The organism is Bacillus cereus group sp. N24 (assembly GCF_016483345.1).
GTDB classification, from domain to species: domain Bacteria; phylum Bacillota; class Bacilli; order Bacillales; family Bacillaceae_G; genus Bacillus_A; species Bacillus_A toyonensis.
Window position 1 is genome coordinate 1 of the sequence record NZ_JAEHCA010000032.1, and the last position, 12,896, is coordinate 12,896.

A 12,896-nucleotide genomic window follows, 5' to 3' on the forward strand; every position below is an offset into this window, starting at 1 on the left:
ATCGCTTCTCCTTTTTCATCTGTTATTAACTCCCCAACTACTTTTCCGTTTGAATCTTCTATATAAAACTTTGCTCCCACTAATTTTTTATCATCATTATTACTATCTACTTTTTTTATTTTTATTTTTCCTGTACTAGGCTTGTTCCAATGTTTCCAGTTAAATTTGAAATTGTGAAATTCGAATCCACCAGTTTGTTGCACTGCACCGACAAATGCTTGTCCATTAATTGAGCCGCCTTTTGTTTCTAATACAGCATTTGGAGCAAATACACTTCCAACAACACCATACCCCTCTGCTGTGATTTGTTTCGCATTAGGAAATACCCAAATCACTTTCCCATATAGCTCAGTAAACGGTGAATCTGGAGAATAGGGTTGTGATGTAGGAATTATCTCTGTAGCCCTTCCTATATTATTCGTGTCATATAGAATAGACCCATTTTTAAATGTAACCTCTCTTGCATCCGAGTACATAACAATAAAATCTTTGTCCTTAGCATTGGGTAAAAATACATCTCTTATTTCTAAATTTATTTTCCCTGTCAATTCTGATGAAACATAAATATTAGGATTGTTTATCTCTTTTCCGATGCCAAAACTCATATTTGGAATTGAGGTATTCGTTTTATATTGACCTGCATTTTGATTGACTTGGTTCACTATGTTACGGAACTCATTAAATTCCGCATCAATTTCTTGTTTTTCTTTAAAAACAATACGATCATAAGAAGATTGTATTGTACGATCTGGATCACTCTCTTTTGTCATAACGACTATTCCGTTTTGAATGATAAAAGATTCATCTCTTGATTTTTTAAATTTTCCAGACAATAACAAGGACGGATATCCTTCATCACTCCATTTTTCGCCAACTATATTAGATGTACCTGCCGCTGCACCTACAATCGTATAACCTGATGCATCCATATCACCTTGAACTGCGATTGCACCTTCAACGTCTCCACCAACTGCTTTATGGTTACCAAAGATAACTGCATTATAACGCGATATGTCACCTAAACCTTTTAAGTCTACCGTGGATCCATAAACTTCTTTTGGTACATATATGACAAAACTTACACATATCATTAACAAAACCATTAAATGAATACTTACCAGCTTTAATCGTAGCCTCAATTTCCTTGTTCCCACCTTTACCGTATTTTTCTACTGTCAAAAAAAGTGAACATTAATCAGTGTGGATTTACTTCATCCCTTCTATACCTTCCTTACTTATCCCTAAATTAATGGATCCACTGCCCGTTATTGCGGGATACATGCAATTTATCTAGTTATTTTTTTCTTATAAATTACGACTAGAAACGCACATAACAATAGGATTGGAACTATTACAACTATTACCGTCCACTTATTAAACATAAATACCTCTGTACTTATTTCTTGTTTTTCTTTCTGGTTGAACTCTACACGCTCACCTCGAACGAGCAATCTATTTGTATTTACTCCATAAGGCGTACATGTAATTAATGTTGTATAATCTTTATTTTCCACAATTTTCAAATCGTCCGTTTCGTGTGGTAAAACTACTTTAATTTGATCTACTTTATAAGCAAGAATTTTGTCTAAAGAGTGAATATAAAAAAGATCTCCTTCACTTAACTTATCTAAATCTGAAAATAACTTTGCTGATGGTAAACCACGATGTCCGGTTAAAATAGTGTGCGTATTCTCACCACCTACCGGGAGTGACGAATAATCTAAATGACCTATCCCCCGACTCAATACTTCTTCAGAGGTACCTTGATAGATTGGCAGTTTTATTTTAATTTTCGATATTTCAATATACCCCATTACATCACCTAAATTTAACGCATCGGCATACGCTTGTTGATTTCTATTTTCCTCAGCAAATGGATCTGCAAATGTTTTCGTGGAAGTTTGAACTTGTTTATTATAGTCGGCTGCTTCTTTTTCCCTACGTTCAATTTCTTTCTTTTGTAGCGCTTTAATCTTCTTATCATAAGAACTAATCTCAGAATAATGAGCACGAGTCGCCAACCAATTACTAATAGTAGGATATAAAAAAATACCTAATCCAAATAAAAAAATACCTCCTAAAAAAAGATTTCGTTTCATATTTCCACCTCTGTATATACTAAAATATCGAAAAGAGGAAAGCATTTTGCTTCTCCCCTTTTCACATCACATGGTTACATGTTCCTAAAACTTTATTTATTAGCAAATTTTTTTCTAAAGAAAACAAACGCTGCTGTAACCATTAACGTAAGGCCTAGTACAGTAAAAAGAGTCGTTCCTATACCACCGGTTACTGGAAGAATCCATCCACTTTTATTATTTTCTATCGTTAATTTAACCGTTTGATTATTTTCGCTAACCTTTACATCAATTGGGTCTTTTAATAATTGATAAGAAGCTGTTTTACCATCTTCTTTTGTATATGTTGGTGCTTTTGTTTCAAAAATTTGATAGTCTCCGTATGGAATGTTAGACCACTTAATAACACCATTTTCATCTGATACACCTATTACTTCTTTTCCTGCTACAACAACTATTTTCCCATTTTTATCTTTAAGTACAAACTCTGCACCTTTTAATTTCTTCTTATTATCACCATCAATTTTTGATAACTCAATAATTCCAGTTGTCGGAACAACAACTACTGGTTTAGATTCTTTTTCTCCAATTACATCATTTTTATTTGTAAAATCAATTTTTGCTATATTTAAAATTTCCGAACTAGATGGTACTCCTTCTTTTACTTGTGATTTAATTTGTAAATGAAATTCTTTTTTACCATCTAATTTTGTAAAATCTTTTACTGTAGCTGTTACTTTTTGACCTTCTACAGCTACATCTACAACGTTTGCATTTACTTCCGCTCCATCAATCTTCACGATTGGCTTTCCTTGCATCACTAATCGATTGTCCAAAGTATCTGTTACCACATATTTTTTGTATTCTTTAATGTCTTCTGGAATTAATGTTTTAATATCATAATTGTAATTAGTTAACGGATTTATTGGTAACGCTTCCAAATTACCATTAATCTTTTTATCAATAGTTGGTTCTTCATAGTTTTTCAATTCTACTTTAACTACTGTACCAGAAGTAATTGTTCCATCTTCATTAATTGTTCCGGAGTTCTTAATAAAAAACTCGCGTTTAGTTGGATCTATTACATAGCCTTTCGGAGCTTTTGTTTCTTGGAAATAGTATTCTCCATACTCTAATCCTTGCACACGAATATGACCATTAGCATCCGTTACTAAATCTTTTTTCACTTCTGTTCCATCTTTTTTAAATACAGAGAATGCTGCACCCGCTAATGCTTTATCGTTTGCACCAGTTTTTATTAAATCAACTGCACCGCGTTTAATCTCATTTTTTGGATACATATGAACATCATAGTTTAACACCTTACCCTCTTTATTCGTTAATGGAATATCTACTGTATACGTATTTGGATTTAGGTTAACATGTGGAGGGCCTGCCACCTCTTTCACTTCATAACGTCCTAGCGGAAGATCTTTTAATACAGCTTGTCCGTTATCATCAGTTACTACTTGAGATGGAGTTGCCCCCGTTACAGGTTTCACAGCTTCTTTCACGATTTTCCCATCATTTGAAATTTTTTCAAACGATGCAACCTTTTTTACTTCAAACGTTACACCTTTTAACGGTTTCGCATTTGTTGGCACCTCTTGATTTACGGAACCATCACCTTCTACTCCTGTTGTTCCCTCTTTTTCTTGTTCATACTTATGAATCGTTAAAGAACCTTTGGTTGGTGAAGCTGCCTTTACTAATACACTAGACCACGCTGAAAACGTTAAGAAAACAACTAGAAGCATACTTAATATTTTTTTCATTTCTCTATTATCCCCTTTACTACTTCTATCATTTTAAAAATCTATTTTTTACTATTACCATCTAAAGCTGCAATTGTGTACAAAGTAGTAGCCTTGAACGAATAACATAAAACATAGTTGTCTCAATACCCCATTGTTTACAATCACTGATTCACTGTGCTTATTTCTACTATTACGTTGTCTCCCCGTATGATATATGTAATTTTCTCTCCTACATTTCACTTATGTCTCTACTTCAAAATAATAGTTATTGTTGCATAGTAGCTTTCGTCGCTAATTTTTACTAATTACTTAGCGTCAATTCGTTAATCTCCCCCTCTTATCTCTATTTGAATCCAATCATAAACATTTTTTGATACATGTTAGCAGTAACTAGCAAATAAGTGTGATGATTCATATTTTATGTTACTCCCCAAAACCGTTACCTGTATATTCAAATAATATGTGCTATTCATGTTAAATTATGGTATTATTCTTAGAAGTTTATAATTTTTATTGATAAAGTTTTCCGTTTCCACTTATGAAAAAAGGAATATGTGTTTATTCAACTATCACACACAACTGTAAGGAGGAAGAATATGACTAAAAAGCTCAGTCTAGTTGAGATAGAGTACATTTGCAATATGTTTTTCCAATATTTTGAAGTTCCAGTTTGTTTTTTAGATTGCAACAAAAATATTCTTTTAGCTTTTACATCAAAAAATGATTCACTTTCATTGTATACATCAAAAATAGAACAGTTACATATGCTTTATCAGAAAAATGATTCATATAATTCTCCCATCTTCAGGACTCACCAACATCTAGGGCACTTCATTTTAATTCACATAAAGAGCGATTATATGGTGAACGGCACTGTTATTATTGGACCTGTAACAGATGTAAGCTTTTCTAAAAACAAAACGGATAGCAGCTTTCATTTTATGGCGAATTATAAAAAAACAAGAGACTATTACTTTTCATTGTCACTCAAAGATCAATATTTCTTTGTAAATATGGCGATTTTGTTCCATAACATTCTTTATAAAAAAATTTCAAATGTAAGTACCTTTGCAAATAACAGTGACTCATTTCATGTAAGTCCTAGCAGTATCTTAAACGAAGATGTATATATTTTAATGCAAAAAAACGAATCTTTCTGTCATAATTTGTATTTAGAGCAACAACTACTTGGAGCTATAGAAAACGGGGATAAAGAAGCAGTACTCAAATATTATTATGTATTTCAACAAGAGATTCTTTCATCCTTATCTTCATTCCATCAATTAAGAAGACATAAAAACATTTGTATTTCATCCATTACACTTGCTACTAGTTATGCGATAAAAGGAGGGCTTCCATCTGGGATTGCTTACAAGATTTATGATCTACACATCCAAAGAACAGAAAATTTAAAAGACAAAGAATCTGTTTGGCATTTATTAAAAAATGTTTTCTGTACTTTTGCAGACTGTGTAAAGGCACAAAAAACACAGCAACATTCACAGACTATTGCTATTTGCAAAAACTACATTTTCAAAAATATTTACAATCCAATATCTGTTAAACAACTTGCTACATTTTCAAACGTGAATTCGGATTATTTATCTATATTATTTAAAAGAGAAGTTGGTATTTCATTAAGTGAATATATTCAGCGTGAACGAATTGAAGAAGCAAAGAAATTATTAACTTTCACAACCTATTCCTTATCTGACATCTGTGCTTCACTAAATTTTACTGATCAAAGCTACTTCACTAAAATTTTCAAAAAATTCACTAACGAAACACCTGGTAAATACCGGAAATCTCATGTTGTCATATAGATGAAACTTCCATTAATACAAAGTGCTTTCAGTAATTAATGAATGGCTAATTAAAACTACTCCAATATTAATGAACTTTACGATTCAGGCTATTTTTAAACAACAAAAACACGTTACTATTTTTAATGAGAATAGTAACGTGTTTTATTTGTAATGTATTTCTGTAGACCGAATCGCATCCAAGCGCAAAGTTTTATGGAAGCCAAATGTACCACTTAACTACTAACATCTTAGTAAGTAAAAACTTCTTCTAAAAATTATTGTGTGTAAAAAAAGCCAAACTATTTTTCAGTTAGTGACATTCGCCCTTCGGTACCGATAATATAATTTATACTTAAGACAAACTGCCTTTTTTGTTTTACTTATTTTTCACTTTATTTTTTCTGGATTATGAATTCTTTTCTTCAAACGAATGATGCCTATGCCTACCATTATTTTTGTATCTTTCTACATTTACGAACCAAAGTGAGTACTGTAGCTGCAATAACCATCAACATGCCCATTATTGCACTGTTAGTTGTACTTGCACCCGTTTTTGGAAGCTCTTTATATGTATATTCTTTTTTATCAGAATTACTATTACTAGCAAGGCCATTAGCTTTGCTAGTGTCTTTATCTTTCACTAGTACTTTTTGTATTGCCTTTACCTCATTACCTACGGAATCTCTAACACTATATATTATTTCATAAGTATCAGCTTTAGATGTATCTACTTTACCATCTACTTTTACTTTAGAAGTAAGGTCATCGTTCTCTTTATTAGTAGCGGACACTCCTACCATTGGATCAAATTGATTATTCTTATTAATTGTAGTTGTAGCAGGTACTTTTAGTATTGGTTTTTCATTTTTAACTTCTTCTCTAACTTTAACCGTTACAGTTTGTTTCGCAGTTACTTCATGACCTTTAGAGTCTGTAACTGTGTATGTTAATACGTAAGTACCAGCTTTAGATGTATCTACTTTACCATCTACTTTTACTTTAGAAGTAAGATCGCCATCTTCTTTATCAATAGCTAACACTTCTGTCATTGGAACAAATGAATCTCCTACATTAATAGTCACTCCAACAGGCACTGTTAATTTAGGCTCTATATCTAATATTTCTCCATTTTCCTCTACAATTACAGTCTGCGTAGCCGTTGCATTACCCCCTTGGGAATCGACAACCAAGTAGTCCACAATGTATTTACCTGGTTTAGATGTATCTACATCACCTTTATGCTGTACTCTATTTGTTAAATTACCATCTTCTTTATCAGCAGCTGTTACATTTCTCATCGGGTCAAACGTGTCACTTACATGTAATGTAATTGTAGACGGTACAGTTAACTCTGGGACTTGGTTTTCGGCAGTTTTTTCGTTTTCTTTCACTGCTCCCTTAATTTTTGCTGCATCAAAAGCTTTTTGGACCGCTTGAACCTCAATTGAGTTCGCTCCATATTTGTTTGTTGCAACTTTAAGGCACGCTAATCTCAATTCTGAGAAATTAGAAGTCATGTTCAATTCATCAGTATTTGCATAGTAGAAAATATCAAACATTTTATCTTCACCAATACCATTTACAGTTACACCGTTATGAGTACCACCTTGAGCAATTAAATACGCAACTTTATTAATAATACTTGAGTTGAAATGAATGCCTCCATTATCCTCTCCATTTAAATCATTATATTTACTATAATCATCTGGATATGGTACTCCATTTGAATAATTGATTGAAGATGGGTTTTTCATATTACGGAAAACCGATCCAGTTTGTTCTCCTGTTGTCCAGTTAAATTCCCCGTTATTTATGTATTTCTCAATAGCCGTTCCCATAATATCAGATAACGCTTCGTTAATTGCACCAGATTCTCCGAAAAATTCAAGGTTAGATTCGCTAGAGGTAACCGCATGTGTAAATTCATGGCCCACTATATCGAACGCTTTCACCATGGGGTCACCATATATAAGCATACTAATATTATTAATATTAGCACTAAATGCATTCTCCCAATTTTTAGGGTTATTTGTTCCTCCAGAATCCCATGCATGTACAACTGATACTACTTTTTTTCCCTTATTATCAAAACTATTGCGCTTGTATTTATCTTTGTAAAAATCATATACCTTTGTTGCTAAAAAATGAGCACTTACCGCCTTTGGATCAGTAAATGTTGGTGAAGTGCTAGTTACTAATATACCAGGATAATATTTTTCTTCATTTGTAATATCTCTATAATTTACATCATATGTCTCAATTCCTTGCCCTCTTGTGTAATCAGCAAGCGAATATTTCCCATTACTTTGTTCAGAAATACCAAAAGTGCGAGTTATACCTAAATCATCTTTTCCTGTTCCAGTTAGTGATACGAAATTGTTTTTTCTACTTTCCTTTAAAGGTTCAACATACTCTTCACTTACTTTTAAACCTGATTCTTGTACCATATTCTTCAACATTTCACCATTATCGGCATTCACTAAGTAAGTTCCAGATACATAGCTTGGTGTTGCAGCAGTAAATGTAACTTGATATGCATTTGAAGCTTGTCCATTATTTTCATCAACAAAAATAACTTCCTTAACTTCTGGCTCCGATATAAACTTGATATCGTTCCCGTACTTCGTATAAATATATTGTTTGGCTTTTTCTTTTGATAGCTTAATAGGCTTTTTCAATTCTTCTTGTTTTAAATTTTGCGCGCTATCGCCTGAAACACTTTTAATAACACCCTTATTATCTACGTGTGCAGTTAATTGATGGCCATATACTTCTTTTTCTTCGTATGTTTGCTGCATACGTACGAGTGTAGTCCCATCATACGAACCACGTTTTTGAAGGACTTTATAATCTACTCCTGTTTCTCCATTGACTTGCTTTGGAGAAAGCGCTTGTTCTGTTTTCTCCTTAAGTGCATCCTTTACTACATTTTCTGGTGCCTTTTGTGACGGTTGTGTAAGTTCACCTGAGCGGAACGATTCCTCCTGCATTTGAACTTGTAGTTGATCTGTTTCCTCTGCATGACCTATTCCGTATGGCGCTACAGCTGTTAAAGCCAATCCCGTTGTTAATGCAACTATAGCTATTTCTTTTTTATTTTTCATGATATTTACCTCTTATAATTTCCTAAAATATAAAACTGCTAAAAATTATACTATTCATTCGTATCAAAAAAAAGAAAATAAAAAGTATATAAAATTAAACAAAATCGTATAATTCAACGATGTTAATTCATTATTTTAATATAGTTATTCTAGAAAAATCACTACTTTTAATGAACTTTTCTTTTATAGATATATATAATGGTTGCACTACATCGCTATATATAAGATTCGATAAATTAAATTTCACATGTAAATTCTCTTTTTTTAAAGATCCAGTTTGAGTTTTTTAAGGTTAGCATAGCAAATAAGCCTTAGTAGGTTTCTATTTTCAGATCTTTCTATTTTAATTTTCATCAATAAATGAAGTCATATAAAAGTGAATTGTGTAACACAATATATTAATTACAGATATAAAGCATATTATAAAAAGGTGACTTCTGTAATCAACAAAAGTCACCTTCTTACAATAGATTCGCAATACATATTACCCCAAAAATGTTTATAATGTATAATTTCTATGTAACAAAGAAAAATAATTTATTAACGAGCATTTTCCAAAACTTTTATTAGGTCATTTATATTTTCAATTTTCTGTTGAAACTGATCAAATTTGCTATGTAGCAATGAAGGATTTTTATCTTCTCTTGAAATAACTTGTTTTAATTCGTGTTCTAATTTATCATACGCATCAAAGAAATTATCAAATTCTACACTTACAAGCTCGTCATTTTCACGATAAAATCTTTTTGCTTCTATATAAGTCATATATGATTTATTTAAAAATCCTAATGAAATTAAATATTTAGAAGTGTTTTCTTGATAAATAGCAATATCACATGCTGTTTTAATATCAGAATAAGTCTTTTGAATGAAGCATTGTAATTCAAGAATCTTAAACTTTAAACCATAATTCATTTCATTCCCTCCCATCCTATCTATTCTACATAAAATAATAATATTTTACAAAATAAAATATTATTATGAAAGTGACATTTAAAAAGATAACGAAAGAAGAAACAAATTCAAACTTTTCAATCCTTACTTTTAATCTTCAAATAATCTTTTAATTGTTATATAATAAACTAAATATATAATTAGGAGTAGATGTAATGCCAGAAACATTAGAACTCATTCTTTTCATACTTATAGCAATTAGTGCTGCAGGTTATCTAATAAAAGAAATTCAAAAACCTAAGAAAAGAACGCTTGGAATTTCACTAGAATTTTTAGTTTTTTTCTGGTCAATATGGAGAATATCGACTATCATAATTTAATTTATATAATTCCTCTCGTCTCGATAAACCTTACTATTCAATCAATACTGTAAACACCCATTTCTTAACCATATGCCTTTAATGGAGCAGTTCACTTTTGCTAGCTGCTCTTTTCTTTGTAACCATTATACACAAATTTTCATATAATATAGTCATTCCTTTCTTATAAATTAAGCTCGTCACTTCGGTTATAAAAATGGGATTATATCCTATAACTTTTTTTAGAATCATACATAATTTATTTCTGAAAAAGTGCTTTGTTTTACTGAAAGGTGGTTGCGGAAACAACCGCCTTTTTATTTTCAAAAAATCTAATTTCCAAAAAACTATTCCCTGCTTTCTGGAACTGTTATATAATTTCTAACCTGCTTCCTCGTTTCTTATTCAATATGTAATCTCTCGTTATTTTACTGTCACTTTATAAATAAGCCTCTAATAAAAAAACCGCACATATAGTATGTGGGGATTATATGTGTGAACCATTTTACGCTCATAGTGCAAAAATAAAAAGCGCAAAGAATAATTCCTTCCGCTTTTTATAACAATAAATACATTTCATATTGTGCTAAAGAATTCTTTTTAAACCCAGATTTCTTTAAAAACCCTTCCAGTAAACTGTTGTTTGGAAAACCAATAGATAAACTTGATAAATTCGATTCTACTCTTGCTACTTGTAATAATTTCATCCCAATCCCAATATTTCTATAGTCTTTATCTACGAAAATATAACTAATTTTACCTTGTTCATTTACACATACAGACCCTTTTAAATCATTATCAACATATGCACCGTAATACGTATTATTTGTTTTTTCCATGTAATCAATATCATTTTGCCAATTTATATGGAAGTTAAGCCATTTCTGAATTTCAAGTTTAAATGTTTGAAATTCTAATCTTTGCACTTCAATATTTTTATTATCTTTATTTGTTAATTTAGTTACATCATTTAAATTATAATAAGAAAGATCATACACTTTTTCATAACCTAATTTGTTATAAAAATGAATCGCCCTATCATTACCTACAATAACTTCAAGAAAAAGTTGCTGGCATTCATTTTGTATCGCTTCTTCTTTATGTAGCTCAAATAACTTTTGACTTACTCCAATGCCGCGAAACTCTGGATGAACAGCTAATGTTCCACAACGCATTGTTTTTATAGTTTCATAAACCTTTATACCACCAAGTATTATGCCAACAGATTTGTCACCATCTAAAGCAAGAAAAGAGTGTTCTAGCGAGTTACCTTCTGGTCCCAAAAACCTTTGTATAAAATCTTCTTTTGAAACATCCATTTTAATGATGTAATCTGAAAATCCATCCTTAAAAGCTCCATACACTAAATCTATACTTACTTCACTACATCTTTTATATTGAATCATATAAATATAATCCTCCGCTTTGGCTTGTTATATACTACATTCAAATACATGAAATGAATTCCTTTCACCTGAATCTTTTAACTATCTATTATTTACTACAGTAATCTCATAAACACGTAAAAAAGCAATTAAATGCTCACATGCTCGTTCACATGCTAACATTTTAAAAACCTTTTGTTCTTCTTTCGTTTTATCATTCGCTTGATCTGAAGCAGCTTTTAAACATAAAAATGGTTTTTTATTTATATGACATACGTAAGCGAAAGCAGCGACTTCTTGATCAACCGCCAATGCTCCGTATACAGTATGCAGTAAATATCTCATTTCGGAACTACGAATACGCTGATCTCCAGATAAGAACGTACCGAAGTGAACTGGATCATAAGATCGTATTTTTTTTATTTTTCTTACAATTGACTTTGTTGTTTCAATAGGTGCTGTTCTACCATCATATAAATTAAAAACATCTTCCCCTGAACCAGCAGCAGTAACATCGTGTTGTATTGCATTAAGTGCTACTACAATGTGACCATTTTTCACCTTATTTGATAAACTTCCGCATATTCCTGTCATAAATAGCTCGTCCGGCTGAAATTCACTTATTAATAATTGTACACAACTAGCACAACTTACTTTGCCAACACCAGTTATTACTGAAATAATTTCCAGATCATTTATATAATGAAAATGAAATTCCCAAGCTGCTCTTTTTTCAATGCGTTCACTCGGATAATGTTGATGCAAATACGTAAGTTCTGGTTCCCATGCGGATACGATTGCGATACGTTTCATTACACACTTCACTTCCCCTACTGTCATTTAAATAAGCTATCTATACTTTCTCGTTCATAATCTGGAATCCACTCTTTGTATTTTTCATATAAGCCTAGTATTATCTCTTTATTCTTCGCAATGACTTCACATCCTCTATCATCATAAATAAACATGACAATATCTTTCGTTGCGTTAATGAGAAATACGTCTGGATAAAAAAACTCTTTTTTGCGTCCAAAACGAGGATAAAGATCTGGAAAATCCTCATGATTAACAGCTTGAATAAGTGGCTCATATTTAATATCTTCCGCAAGACATTTTAAAGAAAATTGAGATGTACAATATAAATCTGCTTCTTCATCTTCAAATAGAAAAGGTAACGTTTCTTGTCTTATACGAAACTTTAAATCTCTCTTTTTAATATATTTATTGTATATATTTATTTTCTGTGGAGTTTTTATATTTTCCTTTTTAAACCGATAAACATTTGCTACTATAAACACTACATCTTCTTTTAAAAATATATCTTCAAATAAGTATTTATTATATGTATATAGTTGAGAGAAGTATTCCATATTTAAATCGTCGGTTCCTTCTACAATTTGATATTTATCTTTCCCAAAATTAAAATGTAGATGATTTTCCCACTGAGAGTATATGGACGGTACTAACGTAACTCCTGGAAATGTTTGATTCATATATTCTTTTAACTGCATTTT

Annotated in this window: 10 protein-coding genes; 2 read left to right on the forward strand and 8 right to left on the reverse strand. The window is 31.4% G+C overall.

The window, feature by feature from the left end:
• From JDS95_RS26680 to JDS95_RS26690, 3 genes are all read right to left on the reverse strand, one after another.
• Positions 1 to 1,139: collagen-binding domain-containing protein (locus JDS95_RS26680; RefSeq protein ID WP_199690883.1), on the reverse strand; the 1,139-nt coding region annotated here is incomplete at its 3' end.
• 147 nt (positions 1,140 to 1,286) lie between these two features.
• On the reverse strand, positions 1,287 to 2,099 hold the full coding sequence (locus tag JDS95_RS26685; protein ID WP_000827934.1) for a class C sortase: 813 nt from the start codon (positions 2,097 to 2,099) through the stop codon (positions 1,287 to 1,289).
• Positions 2,100 to 2,191: 92 nt separating this feature from the next.
• Positions 2,192 to 3,853: a SpaA isopeptide-forming pilin-related protein gene (locus JDS95_RS26690; RefSeq protein WP_085450760.1), complete on the reverse strand. Its 1,662-nt coding sequence runs from the start codon at positions 3,851 to 3,853 to the stop codon at positions 2,192 to 2,194.
• Positions 3,854 to 4,431: 578 nt separating this feature from the next.
• Here JDS95_RS26690 and JDS95_RS26695 point away from each other — a divergent pair.
• The gene (locus tag JDS95_RS26695) at positions 4,432 to 5,658 is read left to right on the forward strand and encodes an AraC family transcriptional regulator (protein ID WP_139823531.1); all 1,227 of its coding nucleotides are present in this window, start codon (positions 4,432 to 4,434) and stop codon (positions 5,656 to 5,658) included.
• A gap of 431 nt (positions 5,659 to 6,089) precedes the next feature.
• Here the strand turns inward: JDS95_RS26695 and JDS95_RS26700 are convergent, their stop codons facing one another.
• Positions 6,090 to 8,744, reverse strand: a complete 2,655-nt coding sequence (locus JDS95_RS26700; protein ID WP_085450761.1) for a M4 family metallopeptidase — start codon at positions 8,742 to 8,744, stop codon at positions 6,090 to 6,092.
• A gap of 540 nt (positions 8,745 to 9,284) precedes the next feature.
• The gene (locus tag JDS95_RS26705; RefSeq protein ID WP_001106151.1) at positions 9,285 to 9,659 is read right to left on the reverse strand and encodes a hypothetical protein; all 375 of its coding nucleotides are present in this window, start codon (positions 9,657 to 9,659) and stop codon (positions 9,285 to 9,287) included.
• A 194-nt stretch (positions 9,660 to 9,853) separates the two neighbouring features.
• Between JDS95_RS26705 and JDS95_RS26710 the strand changes: the two genes are divergently transcribed.
• Positions 9,854 to 10,018 carry a hypothetical protein gene (locus JDS95_RS26710; protein WP_001115305.1) on the forward strand — a complete coding sequence of 55 codons (165 nt, stop codon included), beginning with the start codon at positions 9,854 to 9,856 and terminating at the stop codon, positions 10,016 to 10,018.
• Positions 10,019 to 10,554: 536 nt separating this feature from the next.
• Here JDS95_RS26710 and JDS95_RS26715 read toward each other — a convergent pair.
• The 3 genes from JDS95_RS26715 to JDS95_RS26725 form a co-directional block, all read right to left on the reverse strand.
• Entirely contained in the window at positions 10,555 to 11,403 is an 849-nt protein-coding gene (locus JDS95_RS26715) for a GNAT family N-acetyltransferase (RefSeq protein ID WP_000617091.1), read from the reverse strand.
• Between the two features lie 81 nt (positions 11,404 to 11,484).
• On the reverse strand, positions 11,485 to 12,222 hold the full coding sequence (gene mtnN / locus JDS95_RS26720) for a 5'-methylthioadenosine/S-adenosylhomocysteine nucleosidase (RefSeq protein ID WP_000215738.1): 738 nt from the start codon (positions 12,220 to 12,222) through the stop codon (positions 11,485 to 11,487).
• Complete coding sequence (locus tag JDS95_RS26725) at positions 12,219 to 12,893, reverse strand: DUF3885 domain-containing protein (RefSeq protein ID WP_001176124.1); 675 nt, start codon at positions 12,891 to 12,893, stop codon at positions 12,219 to 12,221. Before JDS95_RS26725 ends, mtnN begins: the two co-directional genes overlap by 4 nt.
• Between the last annotated feature and the right edge of the window lie 3 nt (positions 12,894 to 12,896).